This is a genomic window from Streptomyces sp. NPDC029138 (genome assembly GCF_055564375.1).
Genome location: NZ_JBVHWM010000074.1, coordinates 1 through 22,966 on the forward strand (window position 1 = coordinate 1; position 22,966 = coordinate 22,966).

Annotated in this window: 19 protein-coding genes and 1 rRNA gene; 11 read left to right on the forward strand and 9 right to left on the reverse strand. The window is 71.9% G+C overall.

Features of this window, described 5'->3' with window-relative positions; translation table 11 throughout:
* Positions 1 to 91, forward strand: a 5S ribosomal RNA gene (gene rrf, locus ACZ4WH_RS37070); the annotation flags it as partial.
* A 108-nt stretch (positions 92 to 199) separates the two neighbouring features.
* On the opposite strand, the gene ACZ4WH_RS37075 is transcribed toward rrf, so the two are convergent.
* Genes ACZ4WH_RS37075 through ACZ4WH_RS37095 form a run of 5 tightly spaced genes read right to left on the reverse strand, consistent with a single transcriptional unit; the run spans position 200 to position 5,897 of the window.
* Positions 200 to 1,510: a DUF58 domain-containing protein gene (locus ACZ4WH_RS37075; protein WP_468189242.1), complete on the reverse strand. Its 1,311-nt coding sequence runs from the start codon at positions 1,508 to 1,510 to the stop codon at positions 200 to 202.
* Positions 1,510 to 2,499: an AAA family ATPase gene (locus tag ACZ4WH_RS37080; RefSeq protein ID WP_468189245.1), complete on the reverse strand. Its 990-nt coding sequence runs from the start codon at positions 2,497 to 2,499 to the stop codon at positions 1,510 to 1,512. Before ACZ4WH_RS37080 ends, ACZ4WH_RS37075 begins: the two co-directional genes overlap by 1 nt.
* Positions 2,499 to 3,695, reverse strand: coding sequence for a DUF4350 domain-containing protein (locus tag ACZ4WH_RS37085; RefSeq protein WP_468189247.1), 1,197 nt, complete (start codon positions 3,693 to 3,695; stop codon positions 2,499 to 2,501). The genes ACZ4WH_RS37080 and ACZ4WH_RS37085 overlap by 1 nt, the downstream gene beginning before the upstream one ends.
* Entirely contained in the window at positions 3,692 to 4,480 is a 789-nt protein-coding gene (locus tag ACZ4WH_RS37090) for a DUF4129 domain-containing protein (RefSeq protein WP_468189250.1), read from the reverse strand. The genes ACZ4WH_RS37085 and ACZ4WH_RS37090 overlap by 4 nt, the downstream gene beginning before the upstream one ends.
* Positions 4,481 to 4,484: 4 nt before the next feature.
* Entirely contained in the window at positions 4,485 to 5,897 is a 1,413-nt protein-coding gene (locus tag ACZ4WH_RS37095; protein ID WP_468189252.1) for a glycerophosphoryl diester phosphodiesterase membrane domain-containing protein, read from the reverse strand.
* 140 nt (positions 5,898 to 6,037) lie between these two features.
* Here ACZ4WH_RS37095 and mtnA point away from each other — a divergent pair, with 140 nt between their 5' ends.
* From mtnA to ACZ4WH_RS37130, 7 genes are all read left to right on the forward strand, one after another.
* Positions 6,038 to 7,189 (forward strand): S-methyl-5-thioribose-1-phosphate isomerase, encoded by a 1,152-nt coding sequence (mtnA, locus tag ACZ4WH_RS37100; protein ID WP_468189254.1) that lies wholly within the window; start codon positions 6,038 to 6,040, stop codon positions 7,187 to 7,189.
* Between the two features lie 118 nt (positions 7,190 to 7,307).
* The gene (gene mtrA, locus ACZ4WH_RS37105; protein WP_468189257.1) at positions 7,308 to 7,997 is read left to right on the forward strand and encodes a two-component system response regulator MtrA; all 690 of its coding nucleotides are present in this window, start codon (positions 7,308 to 7,310) and stop codon (positions 7,995 to 7,997) included.
* Position 7,998: 1 nt separating this feature from the next.
* Entirely contained in the window at positions 7,999 to 10,119 is a 2,121-nt protein-coding gene (mtrB, locus tag ACZ4WH_RS37110; RefSeq protein ID WP_468189259.1) for an MtrAB system histidine kinase MtrB, read from the forward strand.
* Positions 10,109 to 11,941: an LpqB family beta-propeller domain-containing protein gene (locus ACZ4WH_RS37115; protein WP_468189261.1), complete on the forward strand. Its 1,833-nt coding sequence runs from the start codon at positions 10,109 to 10,111 to the stop codon at positions 11,939 to 11,941. Before mtrB ends, ACZ4WH_RS37115 begins: the two co-directional genes overlap by 11 nt.
* A gap of 121 nt (positions 11,942 to 12,062) precedes the next feature.
* Positions 12,063 to 13,016 carry a ComF family protein gene (locus ACZ4WH_RS37120; RefSeq protein WP_468189264.1) on the forward strand — a complete coding sequence of 318 codons (954 nt, stop codon included), beginning with the start codon at positions 12,063 to 12,065 and terminating at the stop codon, positions 13,014 to 13,016.
* 312 nt (positions 13,017 to 13,328) lie between these two features.
* Positions 13,329 to 14,027 carry a ribosome hibernation-promoting factor, HPF/YfiA family gene (gene hpf / locus ACZ4WH_RS37125; protein WP_468189310.1) on the forward strand — a complete coding sequence of 233 codons (699 nt, stop codon included), beginning with the start codon at positions 13,329 to 13,331 and terminating at the stop codon, positions 14,025 to 14,027.
* A gap of 203 nt (positions 14,028 to 14,230) precedes the next feature.
* Positions 14,231 to 14,977, forward strand: a complete 747-nt coding sequence (locus ACZ4WH_RS37130) for a response regulator (protein WP_468189266.1) — start codon at positions 14,231 to 14,233, stop codon at positions 14,975 to 14,977.
* A 3-nt stretch (positions 14,978 to 14,980) separates the two neighbouring features.
* Here ACZ4WH_RS37130 and ACZ4WH_RS37135 read toward each other — a convergent pair whose 3' ends face one another.
* Positions 14,981 to 16,156 carry a winged helix-turn-helix domain-containing protein gene (locus tag ACZ4WH_RS37135; RefSeq protein ID WP_468189268.1) on the reverse strand — a complete coding sequence of 392 codons (1,176 nt, stop codon included), beginning with the start codon at positions 16,154 to 16,156 and terminating at the stop codon, positions 14,981 to 14,983.
* A gap of 88 nt (positions 16,157 to 16,244) precedes the next feature.
* Entirely contained in the window at positions 16,245 to 16,814 is a 570-nt protein-coding gene (locus ACZ4WH_RS37140) for a GNAT family N-acetyltransferase (RefSeq protein ID WP_468189270.1), read from the reverse strand.
* A 253-nt stretch (positions 16,815 to 17,067) separates the two neighbouring features.
* On the opposite strand from ACZ4WH_RS37140, the gene secA reads away from it, so the two are divergent.
* Entirely contained in the window at positions 17,068 to 19,878 is a 2,811-nt protein-coding gene (gene secA / locus ACZ4WH_RS37145) for a preprotein translocase subunit SecA (RefSeq protein WP_468189273.1), read from the forward strand.
* Between the two features lie 162 nt (positions 19,879 to 20,040).
* Here secA and ACZ4WH_RS37150 read toward each other — a convergent pair whose 3' ends face one another.
* Positions 20,041 to 20,520: an Rv3235 family protein gene (locus tag ACZ4WH_RS37150; protein ID WP_468189275.1), complete on the reverse strand. Its 480-nt coding sequence runs from the start codon at positions 20,518 to 20,520 to the stop codon at positions 20,041 to 20,043.
* A gap of 334 nt (positions 20,521 to 20,854) precedes the next feature.
* Between ACZ4WH_RS37150 and ACZ4WH_RS37155 the strand changes: the two genes are divergently transcribed.
* Both ACZ4WH_RS37155 and ACZ4WH_RS37160 read left to right on the forward strand, forming a co-directional pair.
* Entirely contained in the window at positions 20,855 to 21,367 is a 513-nt protein-coding gene (locus ACZ4WH_RS37155; protein WP_468189277.1) for a DUF6912 family protein, read from the forward strand.
* A 57-nt stretch (positions 21,368 to 21,424) separates the two neighbouring features.
* Positions 21,425 to 22,093, forward strand: a complete 669-nt coding sequence (locus ACZ4WH_RS37160) for an HAD family hydrolase (protein WP_468189279.1) — start codon at positions 21,425 to 21,427, stop codon at positions 22,091 to 22,093.
* Positions 22,094 to 22,337: 244 nt separating this feature from the next.
* Here ACZ4WH_RS37160 and ACZ4WH_RS37165 read toward each other — a convergent pair whose 3' ends face one another.
* The gene (locus ACZ4WH_RS37165; RefSeq protein ID WP_468189281.1) at positions 22,338 to 22,904 is read right to left on the reverse strand and encodes a DJ-1/PfpI family protein; all 567 of its coding nucleotides are present in this window, start codon (positions 22,902 to 22,904) and stop codon (positions 22,338 to 22,340) included.
* Positions 22,905 to 22,966 lie beyond the last annotated feature (62 nt).

A 22,966-nucleotide genomic window follows, 5' to 3' on the forward strand; every position in this document is an offset into this window, starting at 1 on the left:
GCCCGGTTACATTCCGAACCCGGAAGCTAAGCCTCACAGCGCCGATGGTACTGCAGGGGGGACCCTGTGGGAGAGTAGGACACCGCCGAACAATTTTTGAGGAAACCCCCGCACTTCGGTGCGGGGGTTTTCTGCGTTCAGGACCATTCGACGTCACCGACACGACAGGACGGGCAGAACAACGACGGGCCGAAGCCTTTCAGAGCCGACCCGCCGCTTTCAGAGCCAGATACGCGTCCGCAAGTACCGGCGCCAAATCCTCCGGTGTCGCGTCCACCACCGTCACCCCGTGGCGACGGAGTTGTTCCGCGGTGCGCCGGCGCTCGCTCTGCGCCTGAGCCGCTGCCGCCGCTTCGTACACCGCCTCCGTGTCACCGCGGGCCTGCGCCATGCGGGCAATTTGCGGATCTGCCACCGAGGCGACCAGAACAGTGTGGCGTTGAGTGAGCTGCGGAAGCACGGGCAGCAGGCCCTGCTCCACCGGTGCCGCGTCCAGCGTCGTGAGGAGCACGATCAGGGAGCGCCGGGGTGCGGTTCGTAGCGCGGTGGCGGTGAGACCACGAGCGTCGGTCTCGACGAGTTCCGGTTCGAGCGTCGCCATCGCCTGGACCAGGGACGGCAGCACATCGCCCGCCGAGCGGCCCTGGACCAGGGCACGTACCCGGCGGTCGTAGGCCAGCAGCGCCACGCGGTCGCCCGCGCGCGAGGCGAGAGCCGCGAGCAGCAGAGCCGCGTCCATGGAGGCGTCCAGGCGTGGTGCGTCGCCCACCCGGCCGGCGGAGGTGCGGCCGGTGTCCAGGACGAGCAGGATGTGCCGGTCGCGCTCGGGGCGCCAGGTGCGGACGGCGACGGCGGACTGCCGGGCCGTGGCGCGCCAGTCGATCGAGCGGGTGTCGTCTCCGGGGACGTACTCGCGCAGGCTGTCGAACTCCGTTCCCTCCCCGCGGGTCAGCAGGCTGGTGCGTCCGTCGAGTTCACGCAATCGGGCGAGTTTCGACGGGAGGTGCTTCCGGCTGGTGAACGGGGGCAGGACTCGTACTGTCCAGGGGACCTTGTGGGCGCCCTGGCGGGAGAAGAGTCCGAGGGGGCCGTAGGAGCGGATCGTGACGCGGTCGGCGTGGCGGTCGCCGCGGCGGGTGGGGCGCAGCCGGGTCGTCACGCGTCGGCGCTCGCCCGGTGGCACGATCAGCCGGTGCCGGGAGGCGTCGGTCTCGGTGCCTGGCTGCCAGCTGCTCGGTGGCCACGCGTCCCGCAGCCGGGCTCGCAGCGGGCGGCGGGACGGGTTCGTGATCGTGAGGGTGACGTCGGCGGTGTCGCCGAGACGGGTGGAGGTGTCGCCGGAGCGGATCAGCTGGAGACGGCGTACCGGCGCGGCAAGTGCGTAGTCACAGGCGCAGGCCAGGGCCAGTGGGCCGTTGACCGCGAGGATGCCCGTCCAGCCTGGTTCCAGGATGCCGACGGGGATCGATCCGAGGGCCGCGAGGAGGGCGGCGCGTCCGGTGAGTGCCATCAGCGGGGGACCGGGACGTGGGCGAGGATGGCGTTGATGACGGAGTCGGCGGTCACGCCTTCCATTTCGGCCTCGGGGCGCAGCTGGACGCGGTGGCGCAGCGTGGGCAGGGCGAGGGCCTTCACGTCGTCGGGGATGACGTAGTCGCGGCCGGTCAGCCAGGCCCAGGCGCGCGAGGTGGCAAGCAGGGCCGTCGCGCCGCGCGGGGAGACGCCCAGGGTGAGGGAGGGCGACTCGCGGGTGGCGCGGCAGATGTCCACGACGTAGGCGGTGATCTCGGGGGACACGGTCGTCCGGGCGACCGCGGCGCGGGCCGCCTCGAGGTCGGCGGGGCCGGCGACCGGGCGTACGCCGGCGGCGCGCAGGTCGCGCGGGTTGAAGCCCGAGGCGTGCCGGGTGAGGACGTCGATCTCGTCCTGCCGGGAGGGCAGAGGGATCGTCAGTTTGAGGAGGAAGCGGTCCAGTTGGGCTTCGGGGAGGGGGTAGGTGCCCTCGTACTCGACCGGGTTCTGCGTCGCGGCGACGAGGAACGGCTCGGGGAGCGGACGGGGGATGCCGTCGACCGTGACCTGGCGTTCCTCCATGGCCTCCAGCAGCGACGACTGGGTCTTGGGCGGGGTGCGGTTGATCTCGTCCGCGAGGAGCAGGTTGGTGAAGACCGGGCCGGGCTGGAAGGAGAACTCGGCGGTGCGGGCGTCGTAGACGAGGGAGCCGGTGACGTCGCTCGGCATCAGGTCGGGAGTGAACTGGACGCGCTTGGTGTCGAGTTCGAGTGCGGATGCGAGGGCGCGGACGAGCAGCGTTTTGGCGACCCCGGGGACTCCTTCTAGTAGTACGTGTCCGCGGCAGAGGAGGGCGACGACGAGGCCGGTCACGGCGGGGTCCTGGCCGACCACGGCTTTGGCGATCTCGGCGCGCAGGGCTTCCAGCGAGGCCCGGGCGGTGCCCGCGTCCCCGCTCTGCCCGGCGTTGTCAGTGGTCGGGTCCATCATGAACGGCGTACCTCTCTTTCGAGGGCGTCGAGTTGGTCGGTGAGGGCGATGAGGGCCGCGTCGTCGCCGGGCGGCGGTCCGAAGAGGAGGGAGTGCAGGGCCTGTCCGTCGCCGGCGAGGTGGGTGGACAGGGCGGGGAGCAGGGCCTCGGGCGTGTGCGCCTGGGTGACGGGGATGCCGACCAGGGGGGCGAGGCGGGTGCGGGTGGCGGAGCGAAGAGCGGCGGCGGCCCGGTCGCGGGCGTTGGCGTTGCGGTAGAGGCGGGCGCGGCCTTCGGCGGTCTCGGAGGCGCGGATCGCGACGGGGAGTTTCTCGAGCACGAGCGGGCCGAAGCGGCGTGCCCGCCAGAAGGCGGCGAGGACTGCCGCGATGAAGAGCTGGAGGGTGGCCCAGAGCCAGCCCGGGGGAAGCAGGTCGAGGAAGCTCTTCCGTTCGCCGTTGTCGGTGGCGGAGGCGTCGGACAGCGAGGGGAGGTACCAGACCAGATGGGGGCGGGAGCCGAGGAGTTGAAGGGCGAGCGAGGCGTTGCCCTGCTCGTCGAGGCGGTCGTTGTAGAGGATGTCGGGCGCGCCGAGCACGACGGTGTCGCCGCCTCCGGAGGCCGCGGGGATGCGTAGCAGGGTGGCGAGACGGTCGCTGGTGTAGCAGGAGTCGGCGTCGAGGTGGGTGGTGGTGTAGCGGACGCCGCCGGTGTCGGCGGGGCCCGCGCGCCGGGCTTCGGGCAGGGTGCAGTCCGGGTCGAGGGTGGAGCTGTCGCTGGTGGCGGGGTCCGCGGCGACCCCGGGGGCGAGCCGTTCGACGGACCAGCTGCCGGCCGCGACGAGGACGGTGCGCCCGCCGGAGGATGCGGTTGCCGCGTGCAGCTGGGTCTGTTGGCGGTGGGTCAGCAGGTCGGGTACGGCGACCAGCAGGGTGGTGTCCGGGCCGGTGGCGGCGCGGGCCGCGCCGAGGGTGGTGACCACGCGGGTGGAGACGCCCCGCTCGGCGAGGAGTTGGGCGACGGCGTGGCTGCCGTAGGGGTCGGGGGAGCGCGGGTCCAGGTCGCCGTGCCGGGTGGTGGAGCGTACGGCGGCCATGGCGACGGCCGCGGCCAGGAGCAGGACGACGGCGAGTGCGATGCCTCGTGTCCGGGTCCATACCTGGCGGCCGGTGGGCGCGGTGGAGGTGGCCGTCGGGGTGGCCTCGGTGGTCACTCGGCGGCCCCCTTGCGGGTGTTCTGGGCCGTGCTGGTGGCGCTGGCGGGGCTGTTGGCGAGGACCGGTCTGGTGCGTTCCAGGTCGCGGTCGAGTTCGGCGAGGCGGTGGTACGACGGCTCGCCGGCCGTGCGTCCGCCGTATGTGACGTCGTCGAACTCGCGGGCGGCGGCGCGCAGCCGGTCCGTGTGCGCGGGGAGGACGCGGCCGGCCTCGGCGGCTGCTTCGTCGGCGGTGCGGCCGGGGCGTACGTCGAGCAGGGCCCGTTCCTCCAGGGAGCGGACGAGGGCCCGCATGCGTTCCTGGAGGGCCTGGTTCCAGTGGCCCTGGGCCGCGTGGGCCTCGCTGGCGGCGCGGTGTTCGGCGGCGCTGCGGGGGCGCTCGTCGAACAGGCCGGCGGCGGAGGTGGGCCGGCGGCGGGGGGTGCCCAGGCGCCACCACAGGGCGGCCAGGACGGCGACGACGAACAGGATGACGACGACCAGGCCGAGCGTGCCGCCTGGGGTGGCCGAGGCGGCCGTGCCGAGGGCCCGGTCGAGCCAGTCCCAGAACGCGTTGAGGGCGCGCTGGAGCAGGCTGGGGTCGTTCTCGTGGTACATCCCCTTGGACAGCTCGCGCCGGGCCGCCTTGCGCGCGGGATCGCGTCCGATGGTCACCGGTGGTTCGTCTCCCGAGCCACCGGCCGCCAGGACGACCCGGTCCGTCGCGCGCAGCAGCCGGCCTGCGACCGCCGTGCCGGCGCCCGACGGGGTCGCCGCCGTGAGAACTCCCCCCGCGAGGCTCACCGCATCAGCTCCCGGGGACGGGGCCGGAGGCGCCGGTGCCATAGCCCTGGACGCCGGCGGCGCGGGCCAGTTCGAGGTCGAGGGCCTCGCGGCGGATGCGCTGGTCGATGTAGAGGAGCACGGTGACGCCGGCGCTGATCGGAAGGGTGAGCGTGGTCCCGATCAGGGAGCCGATCCCCCGGATGATCAGGAACGCCCAGCCGACGTGTCCGCCGCTGGTGCCGAGGAAGTCGCCCATGCCGTCGCCGCTGACGGCGGCGCCGATGAGGGCGAACGGGATGGTGACGATGGCCGAGACGATGTTGGCGATGAGCCAGGCGAGCAGCTGGATGCCGAAGACGCGCCACCAGGAGCCGCGCACCAGCTTGGCGGAGCGGCTCATGGCCTTGGTGACGCTCTGGCGTTCCAGCATCAGGGCGGGCGCGGCCAGGTAGTAGCGGATGGCCAGCCACACCGCGACGACGACGGCTCCGAGGATGCCCAGGGCGAACAGCGCGGACCCGCCGGCGTCGCTGCCGCCGCTCAGCAGCACCAGGAAGCCGGGCAGTGCGCCGACGACGATCACTCCGACGGTGATCAGGCCGAGCAGGAGGAGCAGACCGGCCAGCTTCGGGATCTGCGGGCGGGCCTCGCGCCAGGCCTCGCCGGTGCTGACCGGTCTGCCGAGCACGGCGCGGCTGGTGATGGTCGTGAGCAGGGCGGTGGCGACGATGACGGCGGCTGCGGAGATCACCGTGACGACGCCGGTGGCGATCATGGAGTCGCGCAGCGAGCGGTAGACGTCGTCGAGGGTCGCGGTCCGGCTGTCGAGCGATGTGCGGGCGAGGGCGTCGTTGACGAAGAAGCCCTGGACGAGGACCAGGCAGGTGTCCGTGACGATGGCGACGGCCAGCGCGATGCCGAGGACCGTGCGCCAGTAGGTGCGCATGGTGGAGACGGCGCCGTCGAGGATCTCGCCGACGCCGAGCGGGCGCAGCGGGATGACGCCGGGCTTGGCCGCCGGCGGGGGACCGCCCCAGCCGCCGCCCCAGGAGGGGTAGCCGCCCGGGGTGCCGTAACCGCCGTAGCCGGGAGGGAGGCCGCCGTAACCGCCATAACCACCGGGGCCGGGGCCTGGGCCACCGTAACCGCCGGGGCCGGGGCCGCCAGGCTGCCGGCCGCCCCAGCCCGGGCCGGGCGGTGGGGGCGGCGGGGCCTGGTTCGGGCTCGGGGCACCGGTGGGCGCGGACCACTGGCCGGGTGGCGGCTGCTCCTTGGACCACTTCGAGCCCGCGTCCTGCGCGTCCGGGCCCGGCTGCGGCGCGGGTTCCGTCGGGCCGGGGCGGTCCGCGGGCTCGGCGGGGCCGGACGCACCGGGTTCCCGCCCCTCGGACGACGGGGCGGATCCGGGCGAGGCCCAGCCCGGAGTGTCTGTCATCGAAGCTCCTTCTCGGTGCCCGTCCGCGGTCGCGGCGGCAGGTTGGCAGCCATCGTGCCATGTGCCGGTCATCGGGGGACCGGCCACGGTGGGCGCTGGATGCCTTCAATTGTCCGCCGGATCCAGGGCAGACTGACGGCATGGTTGATCAGCAGGCGCGAACCGGCGGGGACAAGCGGCCGACCGAGATACCGGCGATCCGATGGGAGGAACCACCAGAAGGTCCCGTACTGGTCCTTCTTGATCAGACGAGGCTTCCGGCCGAAGAGGCCGAGTTGGTGTGCACGGACGCGGCGGCGCTGGTGGAGGCGATCCGGTCGCTCGCCGTGCGGGGGGCGCCCCTGCTCGGGATCGCGGGGGCGTACGGCGTCGCGCTCGCCGCCGCGCGGGGCTTCGACGTGGCCGAGGCGGCGCGCGCGCTCGAAGAGGCCAGGCCCACCGCGGTGAACCTGTCCGTCGGGGTGCGCCGGGCGCAGGCGGCGCACCAGGCGGCGCTGGCCAGGACCGGTGACCCCACCGCCGCCGCCGTGGCGGCGCTGGCGGCGGCGCGAGCGCTGCACCAGGAGGATGCCGAGGCCAGCGCCCGGATGGCGGCCCATGGTCTGGCGCTGCTGGACGAGCTGCTGCCCGGCGGCGGGCACCGGATCCTGACCCACTGCAACACCGGGTCGCTGGTGTCGGGCGGGGAGGGCACGGCCTTCGCGGTGGCCCTCGCCACGCACCGGGCGGGCCGGCTGCGGCGGCTGTGGGTGGACGAGACGCGTCCGCTGCTGCAAGGCGCTCGCCTGACGGCGTACGAAGCGGCCCGCAGCGGCATGGCGTACACCCTGCTCACGGACAACGCGGCGGGTTCCCTGTTCGCGGCTGGCGAGGTGGACGCGGTGCTGATCGGAGCGGACCGGATCGCGGCCGACGGGTCGGTGGCGAACAAGGTGGGGAGCTATCCGCTCGCTGTGCTGGCCCGGTACCACCATGTGCCGTTCATCGTGGTGGCGCCGCTGACGACGGTCGACCCGGACACTCCCGACGGGGCGTCCATCGAGGTCGAGCAGCGTCCCGGCTTCGAGGTGACCGAGGTGGCGGCGCCCCAGGCCCAGGTGGCAGGAGTGGGCGGCGGGATTCCGGTGGCGCCGCTGGGGACCCAGGCGTACAACCCGGCGTTCGACGTGACCCCGCCCGAACTGGTGACGGCGATCGTCACCGAGGAGGGAGCGGTCTCGCCCGTGACGGCCGAGGCGCTCGCGGAACTGTGTGCCCGGCCTCCGGCTGGGGCTCCGCCGGCGTCGAGCTGACAGCAGTGATCGACACCGACGTCGACGGACGGGGGCAGACAGTGACCGCCCCGTACGACTATCGTCACCGGCCAGTGACCTCCCTCACCAGGGCGCCTGTCGCTGTTATGAGAATGGGATGATGTCGTTTATGAAGGGACGAGTCCTTGTCGTCGACGACGACACCGCACTGGCCGAGATGCTCGGCATCGTGCTGCGTGGTGAAGGTTTTGAGCCGTCTTTCGTAGCCGACGGCGACAAGGCGCTGGCCGCTTTCCGTGAGACGAAGCCCGATCTGGTGCTGCTCGACCTGATGCTGCCCGGACGGGACGGCATCGAGGTGTGCCGGCTGATCCGGGCGGAGTCCGGTGTGCCGATCGTGATGCTCACGGCCAAGAGCGACACCGTCGACGTCGTCGTGGGCCTGGAGTCGGGTGCCGACGACTACATCGTCAAGCCGTTCAAGCCGAAGGAGCTGGTGGCCCGGATCCGGGCGCGGCTGCGCAGGTCGGAGGAGCCGGCGCCGGAGCAGCTCACCATCGGTGACCTGGTCATCGATGTCGCCGGGCATTCGGTGAAGCGGGACGGGCAGGCGATAGCGCTCACCCCGCTGGAGTTCGACCTGCTGGTCGCGCTCGCGCGCAAGCCCTGGCAGGTGTTCACCCGTGAGGTGCTGCTGGAGCAGGTGTGGGGCTACCGGCACGCGGCGGACACGCGGCTCGTCAACGTGCACGTCCAGCGGCTGCGCTCCAAGGTCGAGAAGGACCCGGAGCGGCCGGAGATCGTGGTGACCGTCCGTGGTGTCGGTTACAAGGCCGGACCGAGCTGACATGTCCGGGGACAGCGCCGCTTCGGCTCCCGGCGGGTCCGGGACCCGTCCGGGGCGGCCTGTCGGCCGGACAGCGGTCGGTGCGCGCTTGCGGGCCCTGCTCGACGGCGGGCTGCTCGAGGGCGGAGTGCAGGGCAGTCCGGTCCTTCGCCTGTTCCTGCGCTGGGTGCGCCGTCCGCTGCTGCCGGTGATGCGGCTGTGGCGGCGCAACATCCAGCTCAGGGTCGTCGCCACCACCCTGCTGATGTCGCTGGGTGTCGTCCTGCTGCTGGGCTTCGTCGTGATCGGGCAGGTGCGCAACGGCCTGCTCGACGCGAAGGTGAAGGCGTCGCAGAGCCAGGCCACGGGCGGGTTCGCGGTGGCCAAGCAGAAGGCCGACGAGGCGGCCGGCGGGACCGGTGCGGGAGCCGGGGCCGGGGCCGCCGGTGCCGATGACGGCGCGGCGACCGCGGACGGGCGGCAGTCGCAGAACGTCATCCAGTGGATGAGCGACCTCGTGGAGTCGCTGTCCAGCGGCGGTGCGGGCGCCTTCGATGTGGTGACGCTGCCCGTGGGCGACGACAGCGGCGGCGGACGCAGCCCGCGCGGCTCCGGGAACGTCAACCCGACCTCCAGCGTGCCCGCCGCCCTGCGCGAGCGGGTCAACAGCGGTACGACAGCCGTCCAGAGCAACACGCGGATCGTCTACTACGGCGGCAAGGACTCGCAGCCGGGGCTCGTCATCGGCAAGCAGGTCAACGACCCCAACGGCCGCCCGTACGAGTTGTACTACCTCTTCCCGCTCACGCAGGAGGAGAAGTCCCTGAGCCTGGTCAAGGGCACGCTCGCCACCGCCGGGCTGTTCGTCGTCGTCCTGCTCGGCGCCATCGCGTGGCTGGTGGTGCGGCAGGTCGTCACGCCGGTGCGGATGGCGGCCGGGATCGCGGAGCGGCTGTCCGCCGGACGGTTGCAGGAGCGGATGAAGGTCACCGGCGAGGACGACATCGCGCGCCTGGGCGAGGCCTTCAACAAGATGGCGCAGAACTTGCAGGGCAAGATCCAGCAGCTGGAGGACCTGTCGCGGATGCAGCGGCGGTTCGTCTCCGATGTCTCGCACGAGCTGCGCACCCCGCTGACCACCGTCCGGATGGCCGCCGACGTCATCCATGAGGCGCGCGAGGACTTCGACCCGGTGACCGCACGGTCGGCCGAACTGCTCGCCGACCAGCTGGACCGGTTCGAGTCGCTGCTCGCCGACCTGCTGGAGATCAGCCGGTTCGACGCCGGAGCGGCGGCACTGGAAGCGGAGCCGATAGACCTCAGGGAGGTCGTCCGGCGGGTGGTGAGCGGTGCCGAGCCGCTGGCCGAGCGCAAGGGCACGCACATACGGGTCCTCGGTGACCAGCAGCCCATCGTCGCCGAGGCGGACGCCCGGCGGGTGGAGCGCGTCCTGCGCAACCTCGTCGTCAACGCCGTCGAGCACGGCGAGGGCAAGGACGTCGTCGTCAAGCTGGCCGCCGCGGGCGGCGCCGTGGCCATCGCGGTGCGGGACTACGGCGTCGGGCTGAAGCCCGGTGAGGCGACCCGGGTCTTCAGCCGCTTCTGGCGGGCCGACCCGGCACGCGCGCGTACCACCGGCGGCACCGGCCTCGGGCTGTCGATCGCCCTGGAGGACGCGCGGTTGCACGGCGGCTGGCTCCAGGCCTGGGGAGAGCCGGGCGGCGGCTCCCAGTTCCGGCTGACGCTGCCCAGGACGGCGGACGAGCCGCTGCGGGGCTCGCCGATACCGCTGGAGCCCAAGGACTCCCGCCGCAACCGCGGCCTCGACGACGCCGGCCTGCCCCGGTCGGACGAGGAGAAGCGGGCTACCGTTCCGGTGCAGCAGAACGGCGCCCAGGCGCCCGCGCTGCCGCCACGGGCGTCGATCGCGTCGCAGCTGTCCACCGGCACCCCGGCCGTCGACCCGAGCGCCCTGCCCGGCAACGGCAACGGCGCGCGCGTGGTGCCCCGGCCCACCGGTGCCGCGCGGCGCCCGGGTGACGGGCCCGCCGCACGTCCGGCACCGGATGCCGGCGCGGGCCGGCCGGACGCGGCCGCGCCGGAGGACTCGACCGAGCCAGGGGAGGCATTTCGTGGCCGCTGACCGCGAGGGGGGCGCACGGCGGCGGCCGGGGCGCGCGGTGGCGTACGCCGCCTTGGGTGTCGTACTGCTGGCCGGTTGCGCTTCGATGCCCGACAGCGGGGACCTGCGGGACGTGGAGTCCACGCCGCGGCAGGACACCGGGGTCCGGGTGTTCGCCATGCCGCCGGCCGACGGCGCCGGTCCGGGCGAGATCATGCAGGGCTTCCTGGAGGCGCTGACCAGCGACGACCCGGGGTACGACACGGCGCGCAAGTATCTGACGGCCGACGCGGCCCGCACATGGCGGCCCGAGCGGTCGACCACCGTCCTCGCGAACGGGCCGACCATCGAGACCGACTGCCGACCGGGCGGCCGGGAGGAGACCAACAGCGTCACCTGTGTGCTGGCCGGCAGCCAGGTCGCCACGGTCGACGCGCAGCAGGCCTACCAGCCCGCCGACGGCACCTACCGCAAGAAGCTGCACCTCACGAAGGACCCGAAGAACGGGCAGTGGCGCATCGACGGGCTGCCCGACGGGGTCGTCATGGGCAAGTCGGACTTCCAGCGGAACTACACGTCCGTCGACAAGTACTACTTCTCCTCCAACGCGTCGGTCGGGACGAGCGGGCAACCGGTGGCGGTCGCCGACCCGGTGTTCGTGCGCAGCAAGGTGGACCCGATGACCCAGCTGGTCCGCTCGCTGCTGAACGGGCCCACCACCTGGCTCGGACCGGTGGTCAGGTCGAGCTTCCCGACCGGTACGGCGTTGCAGAAGGGCGTGTCCGGGCTGGCTCCGGACGACCAGAACAAACTGACGGTGCCGCTGAACCTGAAGCCGTCCCGGGTGGCGCCGAGCAAGTGCACCGAGATGGCGACGCAGATGCTGTTCACCCTGCGGAACCTGGCGCCGACGCTGGAGTCCGTCGAGCTGCGGGGGACCGGCGGCGACCGGCTGTGCGAACTGACCGATGAGCGCGCCGAGTCCGTCGCCTGGCACGGGTCGTCCAAGCGTCCCGTGAACCTGTACTTCCTCGACGGCAAGCACCGGATGGTGCGGATGCAGACCGGGAGCACCGGGACGGGGTCCGTACCGGTGCCGGGTCCGCTGGGCGAGGGCGGCAAGGGGTTGCAGTCGGTGGCGGTGTCGCGGGACGAGCACACCGCGGCCGGCGTCGGCGACGAGGGCAGGACGCTGTACGTCACGTCGCTGGCGTCGGGCGGATCGCTCGGCGATCCGCAGGTGACCAGCGCCGGTACGACCCCCGACCACCGGCTCGCCACCCCGAGCTGGGACGCCCAGGGCGACCTGTGGGTGGCCGACCGTGACCCGCACCGGCCGCGGCTGTTCGTCCTGGAGCAGGGCGTCGCCAGACCGGAGCGGGTCGCCGTCCCGGACCTGTCCGGCCAGATCAAGGACGCGCGGGTGGCCGCCGACGGGGCGCGGATCGCGCTGGTCGTGGAGAAGGACGGCAAGCAGTCCTTGGTCATCGGCCGCATCCAGCGCGACGACGGCACCGGGCAGGGCATCACGGTGGACGGACTGCGGTCGGCGGCGCCGGACCTGGAGCAGGTCAGCGCCATCTCCTGGGCCGGGGACAGCAGGCTGCTCGTCGTCGGGCAGGAGCAGGGGGGCGTGCAGCAGATGCGGTACGTCCAGGTCGACGGCTCCACCCTCGACGGCCCGGCACCGGGCGCGCTCACCAGCGTCAAGGCGATCGCCGCGTCCGAGGACGAGCGGGTGCCGCTGGTGGCCTACTCGGAGGACGGGATCGTACGGCTGCCGTCCGGGGCGCAGTGGCAGAAGGTCGACAAGGACGGGTCGGCGCCGGTCTATCCGGGCTGAGAGCAGGACACCTCCCTTCCTGTGGCCGTACGCGGTGCCTGGTGCCTGGTGCGTCGAGTTATCCACAGGGCGTTGTCCACAGGGGTGGCCGGCCCGCCATCGTGTTGGCACAGTGGTGGTCATGCGGGGGTGGTGGCAGGACCTCACCGACCTGGTGCTGCCGGCCGACTGCGCGGGCTGCGGCGCACCTCGTACGGCGCTCTGCGCGCGCTGCCGGGCCACGCTGCACGGGAGCGCGGCGCGGCGGGTGCGGCCGGTGCCGGAGCCGGCCGGGCTGCCGGTGGTGCACGCGGTGGCTCCCTACGCGGCGGAGGTGCGGGCGCTGCTGCTGGCGCACAAGGAGCGGGGCGCCCTGACGCTCACGGGGGCGCTGGGCGCGGCGCTGGCGGGGGCCGTGCGGGCGGGCCTCGGGGCGGGCGGCGCCTGGGGCGCCGCTGCCGCTGCCGGTACCGGTGCTCGTGTCGGCGCCGAGTCGGCCGGGCGGCCGAGGCACGGACCCGTGCTGCACGGTGCGGAGTCGGCCGGGCGGCCGGAGCGCGGGCCCGTCCTGCTGGTCCCCGTTCCCTCCGCCCGGTGGGCCGTGCGGGCGCGTGGGCACGATCCGGTGCGGCGGATGGCGCTCGCGGCGGCCGGGGAGCTACGGCGCACCGGGACACCGGCCCGGGTGGCGGCCGTACTGCGCCAGCGCCGGGCCGTGGCCGACCAGGCGGGGCTGGACGCGCGGCGGCGCCTGGTGAACCTCGCCGGGGCGCTGGAGGTGAGTCCGGGAGGCGGCCGGCTGCTCGGCGCGGGCCGTGTCGTGCTGGTCGACGACCTGATGACGACGGGCGCCACTCTCGCGGAGGCGGCGCGGGCCGTGCGGGAGGCGGCCGTATCCGGTCGTGAGGGCAGGACGGTCGTGTATGGGGCCATAACTCGGGAAGGTAGGGAGGAACGATGGATCGGTACGTCGCCGGAGAGAAGGGAGTCGGTGCACAGTGCACCGGAAAAGGCGGCGCCGAACGCCCTGCGGCCGGTCCTCCATGCCGCCGTGATCGCAGCCCCTCACGATTCTTTCGAAATGAGCAGGAACTGATCGTCAACGTGCATCGTTCCAGCTAGTGACAGGGGTAATTCACCTGAATGGAGGTACGTCGCAGTAGAGGGTGACGGCATCCGTCCGGGCGAGATATGTTCGGGTGTGAGGAAAGGCGCAGGCCACACCTCTCGTATCCGAATGCCGTGCTGCGGGTTTTTGGCAATCACCCGCGCCGGTGGGGTGGAGATCTCGCCCATGGGGGAGGAGGAGGTGGAAGTCACCGAGTCCGAGGTCCGGTGATCACCGGACCTGGTGCGAAAGGGAGATGCTCCGCCGATGCAGCGGAGCGATCCGGGAACGGAGTTCTGCGTGGACATCGTCGTCAAAGGCCGCAAGACCGAGGTGCCCGAGCGGTTCCGCAAGCACGTGGCCGAGAAGCTGAAGCTGGAGAAGATCCAGAGGCTCGATGCCAAGGTGATCAGCCTCGACGTCGAGGTGTCCAAGGAGCCGAACCCCCGACAGGCCGACCGCTGTGACCGAGTGGAGATCACGCTCCGCTCCCGCGGTCCGGTGATCCGGGCGGAGGCAGCGGCCAGCGATCCCTACGCGGCACTGGACCTGGCGGCGGAGAAGCTGGATGCCCGGCTGCGCAAGCAGCACGACAAGCGGTTCTCGCGTCGCGGCGCGCGCCGGATCTCAGCGGCAGAGGTCCCCGACCACGTCCCGGGCGCGGCGACACTGAGCGGTAGCGGCCTCCCCGTCCAGGAGGAGGAGACGGACGGAGTGCCGACCAAGAAGATCGGTTCGCTGGAGGTCAAGGGTGAAGGCCCCCTCATCGTCCGCGAGAAGACCCACGTCGCCTCCCCGATGACGCTCGACCAGGCCCTGTACGAGATGGAACTGGTCGGCCACGACTTCTACTTGTTCATCGACTCCGAGACGAAGGAACCCAGCGTCGTCTACCGGCGACACGCCTACGACTACGGCGTGATCCACCTGAGCACCGACCCGATGGTCGCCGAGGCGCAGGCGCAGCCCCCCGCGGCGGGTGGCACGCTGGGCGGCTGATCCCCCCGGCTGAAGCTGTGCGGGTGCCCCTGGAGCGCGTGTGCGCCCCCAGGGGCACCGGTGTGCGACCACTTCGCGCCCCGCACGTCACCTCGGTGCCGCCCGGGCATGAAATCATGGCCGCACCGGCCCAACCGGTGGGCCGCTGCCTTGGGTTGGCGATGGCACAGGACCACAGGCCACAGCCTTCAGGGGGAGGAACGATGGCGGACACCTTCGGACCGATGCGGGACGGGGACGCCGACGACGATGTCATCGGCAGGGGCCCGGACACGGGCTCGTCGCGCGACGAGCCGATCAGAGTCCTGGTCGTGGATGACCACGCCCTCTTCCGGCGCGGCCTGGAGATCGTGCTCGCGGCCGAGGAGGACATCCAGGTCGTCGGCGAGGCGGGCGACGGGGCCGAGGCCGTCGACAAGGCCGCCGACCTGCTGCCCGACATCGTGCTGATGGACGTCCGCATGCCCAAGCGCGGCGGGATCGAGGCCTGCACCTCCATCAAGGAGGTCGCCCCCAGCGCGAAGATCATCATGCTGACGATCAGTGACGAGGAAGCCGACCTCTACGACGCCATCAAGGCGGGCGCGACCGGATATCTCCTCAAGGAGATCTCGACCGACGAGGTGGCCACCGCCATTCGCGCGGTGGCCGACGGACAGTCGCAGATCAGCCCGTCGATGGCGTCGAAACTCCTCACCGAGTTCAAGTCGATGATCCAGCGCACCGACGAGCGCCGGCTGGTCCCCGCGCCCCGGCTGACCGACCGCGAGCTGGAGGTCCTCAAACTCGTCGCCACGGGTATGAACAACCGGGACATCGCCAAGGAACTGTTCATCTCCGAGAACACCGTGAAGAACCACGTCCGCAACATCCTGGAGAAACTCCAGCTGCACTCCCGGATGGAGGCCGTGGTCTACGCGATGCGGGAGAAGATCCTGGAGATCCGCTAGCGCCTATCCGAGGAGGGCGGCGAGTTCCCTGCCGAGGGGCTCCCGCAGCTCGGGTGCGTCCACGCGTTCCACGCGGACGTTCGTGCAGTTCACCCACGTCGCCGCCTCGACCAGCGCCTGGGCGACCGCCGGGACCGCCTTGGGGCCGTCCAGGGTGACCTGCTTGGCCACCAGCGTGCGGCCCTCCCGCGCCGGGTCGACCCGCCCGACCAGCCGGCCGCCGGCGAGCACCGGCATGGCGAAGTAGCCGTAGACGCGCTTGGGCCTGGGGACGTACGCCTCCAGCCGGTGGGTGAAGCCGAAGATCCGCTCCGTGCGCGCCCGCTCCCAGATCAGTGAGTCGAACGGCGACAGCAGCGTGGTGCGGTGCCGGCCGCGCGGCGGCGTCGCCAGGGCCGCCGGGTCCGCCCAGGCCGGCTTGCCCCAGCCCTCGACCTCGACCGGCACCAGGCCGGAGTCCGCGATCACCGCGTCGACCTGCTCGGCCTTGAGACGGTGGTAGTCGGCGATGTCCGCGCGCGTACCGACCCCGAGCGACTCGCCCGCCAGCCGGACCAGGCGGCGCAGGCACTCGGAGTCGTCCAGCTCGTCGTGCAGCAGCGTGTCCGGGACCGCGCGCTCGGCGAGGTCGTACACCCGCTTCCAGCCGCGCCGCTCCACGCACACCACCTCGCCGTACATCAGCGCGCGCTCCACGGCGACCTTCGTGCCCGACCAGTCCCACCAGTCGTTCGTCTTCTTCGCGCCGCCCAGCTCGGTCGCGGTCAGCGGGCCCTCCGTGCGGAGCTGCTTGATGACCTGGTCGTAGGCGCCGTCGGGGAGTTCGTGGTGCCAGTGCGGCCGGTCGCGGTAGGCGCGGCGGCGGAAGGCGAAGTGCGGCCACTCCTCGATGGGGAGGATGCAGGCCGCGTGCGACCAGTACTCGAAGGCATGGGTGTCCGTCCAGTACGCGGCCTCCACGGCCTTGCGGCCGACCGCGCCGAGCCGGGCGTAGGGCACGAGTTCGTGGGAGCGGGCGAGGACCGAGATCGTGTCGAGCTGGACCGCGCCGAGGTGGCGCAGCACCCCGCGGACGCCCGCGCGCCGGTCGGGCGCGCCGAGCAGGCCCTGGGCCCGCAGGGCGATCCGGCGGGCGTCGTCCGCGGTGAGAGTGGTCGTCGGGCGCGGAAGGGTCGTCATGCGTCGGACGATAGAGGGTGCCACTGACAGCCCGCGACGAGCTGGGCGTCCATCAGGAGCGAGGAAGTAGGTTCCGAGGAACAGGGACTCAGGAACGCGCGGGCAGGTACGGAGCCGTGGAGGGCAGGCCCAGGTCCGAGGGGAGCAGGGAGCCGACCCAGCAGTCCCGGCGTACGCCCTTGTTGTTGAGGCCGGAGCGCAAGGTGCCCTCGATGGTGAAGCCCGCGCGTTCGGCGACCGCGCGGGAGGCGTGGTTGCCGACCTCGGCTCGCCATTCGACACGGTCGACGCCGACCTCGGTGAAGATCCACCGGCAGGCGGTGAGCGTGGCCTCCACGACGTATCCGTTGCCGCGGTGCTCCTTGGCCGCCCAGAAGCCGACCTCGGCCGTGCCCAGCGAGCGCATCGTGAGGGCCAGCATGGCGGCCAGCTCCCCGCCGGTGAGGAAGACGCCGAAGGTGAACACCGAGCCCTGGGACCAGCCGTCCGGGACGATCTGCTCCGTGAAGCCGATCGCGTGCTCCGGCAGATAGGGCGAGGGGACCACCGTCCAGCGCTGGATGTCGGGGTCCTGTGCGGCCTCGTACACCGCGTCGGTGTCGGCGGGGCCGACCGGGCGCAGCAGGAGACGGTCCGTGGTGAGTGTGACGGGTTCCATCGCCCGATTCTGCTGCGTACGCCCCGTCCCGGCCATGGATTTTCGCGATGTGTGAGCGGGCGATCACGTTTCGCGTAATTCCTCGCTCCGATGCGGCACCATCCGCAAGCCCCGTCCGTTGTCCTGGGTGAAGCAGCCGTCGGGCCGCCAGGCCTCCCGGCGCAGCCGGGTCCTCGCATACGATGGCCGTTGCTCAGTACGTCAGAAGGAAAACCGACCGTCCCAGGCCCGACCGGCAAGGAGACCAGCCCCCGTGTCCGTCCTCTCGAAGATCATGCGTGCAGGCGAAGGCAAGATCCTGCGCAAGCTGCACCGCATCGCGGACCAGGTCAACTCCATCGAAGAGGACTTCGTCGACCTCTCCGACGCCGAGCTGCGGGCCCTCACCGCGGAGTACCAGCAGCGCTACGCAGACGGTGAGAGCCTGGACGACCTGCTCCCCGAGGCGTTCGCCACGGTGCGCGAGGCCGCCAAGCGCGTCCTCGGCCAGCGCCACTACGACGTGCAGATGATGGGCGGTGCCGCGCTCCACCTCGGCTATGTGGCCGAGATGAAGACCGGTGAGGGCAAGACCCTCGTCGGCACGCTGCCCGCGTATCTGAACGCGCTGTCCGGCGACGGCGTCCACCTCATCACGGTCAACGACTACCTGGCCGAGCGCGACTCCGAGATGATGGGCCGCGTCCACAAGTTCCTGGGCCTGAGCGTCGGCTGCATCCTCGCCAACATGACGCCGGCTCAGCGCCGCGAGCAGTACGCGTGCGACATCACCTACGGCACGAACAACGAGTTCGGCTTCGACTACCTGCGCGACAACATGGCGTGGTCGAAGGACGAGCTGGTGCAGCGCGGCCACAACTTCGCCATCGTCGACGAGGTCGACTCCATCCTCATCGACGAGGCCCGTACGCCGCTGATCATCTCCGGCCCGGCCGACCAGGCCACCAAGTGGTACGGCGACTTCGCCAAGCTGGTCACGCGCCTCAAGCGCGGCGAGGCGGGCAACCCGCTCAAGGGCCTCGAGGAGACCGGCGACTACGACGTCGACGAGAAGAAGCGCACGGTCGCCATCCACGAGTCCGGTGTCAGCAAGGTCGAGGACTGGCTGGGCATCGACAACCTCTACGAGTCGGTGAACACCCCGCTCGTGGGTTACCTGAACAACGCGATCAAGGCCAAGGAACTCTTCAAGAAGGACAAGGACTACGTCGTCATCGACGGCGAGGTCATGATCGTCGACGAGCACACCGGCCGTATCCTCGCCGGCCGCCGCTACAACGAGGGCATGCACCAGGCGATCGAGGCGAAGGAAGGGGTGGACATCAAGGACGAGAACCAGACGCTCGCCACGATCACCCTCCAGAACTTCTTCCGCCTCTACAAGAAGCTCTCCGGCATGACCGGTACGGCGATGACCGAGGCCGCCGAGTTCCACCAGATCTACAAGCTCGGCGTGGTCCCGATCCCGACCAACAAGCCGATGATCCGCAAGGACCAGTCGGACCTGATCTACCGCACCGAGGTGGCCAAGTTCGAGGCGGTCGTGGACGACATCGCCGAGAAGCACGAGAAGGGCCAGCCGATCCTCGTCGGCACGACCTCCGTCGAGAAGTCGGAGTACCTCTCGCAGCAGCTCAGCAAGCGCGGCATCCAGCACGAGGTGCTGAACGCCAAGCACCACGAGCGCGAGGCGCAGATCGTCGCCCAGGCCGGCCGCAAGGGCGCCGTGACGGTGGCCACCAACATGGCCGGCCGTGGTACGGACATCAAGCTCGGCGGCAACCCCGAGGACCTCGCCGAGGCGGAGCTGCGCCAGCGCGGCCTCGACCCCGAGGAGCACATCGAGGAGTGGGCCGCTGCCCTGCCCGGCGCCCTGGAGAAGGCCGAGCAGGCCGTCAAGGCGGAGAAGGAAGAGGTCGAGGAGCTGGGCGGCCTGTACGTCCTCGGCACCGAGCGGCACGAGTCCCGCCGCATCGACAACCAGCTGCGCGGTCGTTCCGGCCGTCAGGGCGACCCGGGCGAGTCCCGCTTCTACCTGTCGCTGGGCGACGACCTGATGCGCCTGTTCAAGGCCCAGATGGTCGAGCGCGTGATGTCGATGGCCAACGTGCCGGACGACGTGCCGATCGAGAACAAGATGGTGACGCGCGCGATCGCGTCCGCGCAGGCCCAGGTCGAGACGCAGAACTTCGAGACCCGTAAGAACGTCCTGAAGTACGACGAGGTGCTCAACCGGCAGCGCGAGGTCATCTACGGCGAGCGCCGGCGCGTCCTGGAGGGCGAGGACCTGCACGACCAGATCCGGCACTTCATGGACGACACCATCGAGGCGTACGTCCGCGCCGAGACCTCCGAGGGCTTCCCCGAGGACTGGGACCTGGACCGGCTGTGGGGTGCCTTCCGGCAGCTGTACCCGGTGAAGGTCACCATCGAGGAGCTGGAGGAGGCGGCCGGCGACCGGGCCGGTCTGACCGCCGAGTACATCGAGGAGTCCATCAAGGAGGACATCCACGAGCAGTACGAGGCCCGCGAGGCGCAGCTCGGCTCCGAGATCATGCGGGAGCTGGAGCGCCGGGTCGTGCTGTCGGTCCTGGACCGCAAGTGGCGCGAGCACCTCTACGAGATGGACTACCTCCAGGAGGGCATCGGCCTGCGCGCGATGGCGCAGAAGGACCCGCTGGTCGAGTACCAGCGTGAGGGCTTCGACATGTTCACCGCGATGATGGACGGCATCAAGGAGGAGTCCGTCGGCTACCTGTTCAACCTGGAGGTCCAGGTCGAGCAGCAGGTCGAGGAGGTCCCGGTCGAGGAGGCCCAGCCGGTGGGCGAGGGCGTCCAGGACACGGTGCCGGCGCAGGCGGGCGCGCGTCCCGAGATCCGTGCGAAGGGGCTGGATGTCCCGCAGCGGCGGGATCTGCACTTCTCCGCGCCGACGGTGGACGGTGAGGGCGGCATCGTCGAGCGTGACCTGGAGGAGGACGAGCCGGTGCGGTCCGAGTCGGACGGGCTCACGCGGGCCGAGCGACGCCGGCAGGCCAAGGGCGGACGGCGCCGCAAGAAGTAACGGTCGCCTGCGGCGCCTCAGCGGTTGAGCAGGGCCGGGTTCCTTTTCGGGGACCCGGCCCTTCCGCGTTGTCGGGGGCGTCGGCCGCTGTAGTCCCCCAGGGGCGCGGGGAACTGCGCGATCATCCGTGACGCGCCCGCACCTCGACGACGGTCCGCACCCCTACGGCGCGCCCGTTTCCACCGCTGTGCAGCGCCAGCGGAGGTCCTTGCCCAGTTCCAGGCGGAACGCCATGGCGCGTAGTCGGTCGCCGGCGGCGATGCGGGCGAAGACCTCCAGGGCACCTTGGCTGGGGACGTAGTAGCCGATGTCGTGGACGACCGGGCGGGAGCCGGGGGTGCGCAGGGGGCTGCGTTCGGCCAGGCGGGCCAGGTCGTCGTAGGCGCGGCCCGCGGTGTGCCGGAGCATCCAGTGGACGGGCCGCTGACCGCTCAGGACGGCCAGCAGGCGCTCGGCGAAGAGGTCGGTGGGCCGGGGCTGCCGTACGGCCGTCGTGGGCTGCGTAGTGGCCGCCTCCGGCCGTGTGGCCGTCGGCCGGCTGGGCGTGCGGGGTGGGGCACCACCGGGGCGGCGGGAGTCGCGGCGGGTCGGCGGGCGGTGCCGCGGGCGGGGCTGGGCGGTACGGCTCATGACCTTGTTCATGGGGGTCCCCGTTCGGCGGGCCCGGGGGATACCGGGCGGTAACCAGTGGTGGGGATCTTGTACGGGGCGCCCCAGGGGCTGGCAAGGACGTGGTGGCGAGTGCCGGAGGGCCCGGAACGTTCACCTATCCGAGGGGACCGGGGAGCCCTGCGGCCCATGGCCAAGCGGCCGGAGAGGGTGAATCGGAGGCTTGGAGTGGACGCCTCCACGGGTGCGGGCAGGGGCCCGAAAGGGGACGGCCGCACGTATCCTGAAGGCCCTCCGGGAGACGCGCCAGCCGCCCTCCCCGGGGCCCAGCGGAGCCTTTGACCAGGAACAGGAAAGAGCGGCCAGCATGCGCGTCTACGTTCCCCTGACCCTCCCCGCCCTCGCCGAGGCGTACAAGACGGGTGAGCTGGGGACCGGCCCCTTCGTCGCGTATGCCGTCACGCCCGCGCTGCGCGAGTGGTACCTCTCCGAGGACATCGAGGAGCTGGAGTACGCGGCGCTCAGCCGGGCCGCGCTGGCCTCGCTGCGGCTGCTCGCGGCGGACCCGGGCGCGGCACGCCGCCGGGTCGTGGTAGCCGTGGACGTGCCCGACGGCGCCGCGCGCGTCGACCCCGACCGCGCGCTCGACCCCTCCGCGCTCGGCGAGGTCACCGTGACCATCGCCGTGCCGCTCGCGAAGGCGGCCTCCGTGCACGTCGACGCCGAGGACGCGGAGACGGACGTGGCCGCCGCGGCGGACGCGCTGGAGGCGGCGGACGGCGGTGACGACGACGCGCAGTTCGTCGTGGACGGGGCGGACGACCACGAGCTGCTGTGGTACGCCACGCAGGAGATCCCCAACCTGGTCGGCCTGGGCTGACCTGGGCCGATCGCGGTGGTGCCCTGATTGTCAGTGGGGGCGGGTACGGTCTTGGACATGGGGATGCAGGGAAGCGCGCACATCGTCTGGGACTGGAACGGGACGCTGTTCCACGACAATGACGCGATCATCGGGGCGACGAACGCGGCCTTCGCCGAGCTGGGGCTGGCGCCGATCACGCTGGAGCAGTACCGGGCGCTGTACTGCGTGCCGGTGCCGAAGTTCTACGAGCGGCTGCTCGGCCGGCTGCCGACCGACGCCGAGTGGGAGCTGATGGACGGCGTCTTCCACCGGTACTACGCCGAGCACCGGGTGCGGTGCCGGCTCACCGAGGGGGCGGAGGAACTGCTCGCGGGGTGGCGGTCGGCGGGGCACAGCCAGTCGTTGCTGAGCATGTACGGGCACGAGGAACTGGTGCCGCTGGTGCGGGGCTTCGGGATCGAGGCGCACTTCATACGGGTCGACGGGCGTACGGGGCCGTCCGGAGGCAGCAAGGCCGAGCACATGGTGCGGCATCTGGAGGCGCTGATGGGGGTGGCGGCTCCGGAGCGGACCGTGGTGATCGGGGACGCGGCGGACGACGCGGTCGCCGCGCTGCACGTGGGGGCGCGGGCTGTGCTGTACAGCGGGGGGTCGCACAGCCGGGCGAGTCTGGAGGGCGTGGGGGCGCCGGTGGTGGATTCGCTGGCCGAGGCGGTGGCGGAGGCGCGGAGGATAGCGGCGTAGCCCTGCGGGGCGTCGGGGTGGGCCTGCGGTGCGTCGGGGTGAGCCTGCGGACTTGGGCGCCCGGTGCCGTGGCCGACCTGGGCTGGGTACCCCGGCCGCCGCAGCTCCCCAGGGGCGCGGGGAACTGCGCGACCGGCCACGACGGACCTGACGCCGCCGACGCACCGCGAGCTGGACGGCGGCACCGCGCACGCCTCCAGCTCACCGACGCCTTCGCGTCTCAGCCCGTCGGCGCCCTCAAGTCTCAGCTCACCGGTGCCTTCGAGCGAAGCACCGTCAGGAACTCCCGCATCCATGCCGGATGGTCCGGCCAGGCGCGGGACGAGACCAGGGTGCCGTCGACGACCGCCTCGGCGTCCTGGAAGCCCGCGCCGGCCGCCTGCATGTCCGGCTCCAGCGCCGGGTAGGCCGTGACCCGGCGGCCCCGGAGGGAGTCGATCGCGGCGGTGAGTAGCGGGCCGTGGCAGATCTGGGCGACCGGCTTGTCGGCGTCGAAGAAGGCCTTGAGGATCTTGCGCAGTTCGGGATCGTTGCGCAGATACTCGGGGGCCCGGCCGCCGGGGATGACGAGGGCCGCGTAGTCCCCCGGGTCGACCTCGGAGAAGGCCAGGTCGGCGGGCCAGGTGTAGCCGGGCTTCTCGGTGTAGGTGTCGTAACCGGGCTCGAAGTCGTGCACGACGAAGCGGAGGGTCTTGCGGGTGGGGGCCGCGATGTGGACGTCGTAGCCTTCCTCGCGCAGGCGCTGGTAGGGGTAGAGCACCTCCAGGGACTCCGCTGCGTCGCCGGTGACGATGAGGATCTTCGTGGGCATGTCGGCTCCTCCGGGCAGACTCCGCACAGTGTCCTGGGCACCGTGCCTCCGCCGGGTGCCCC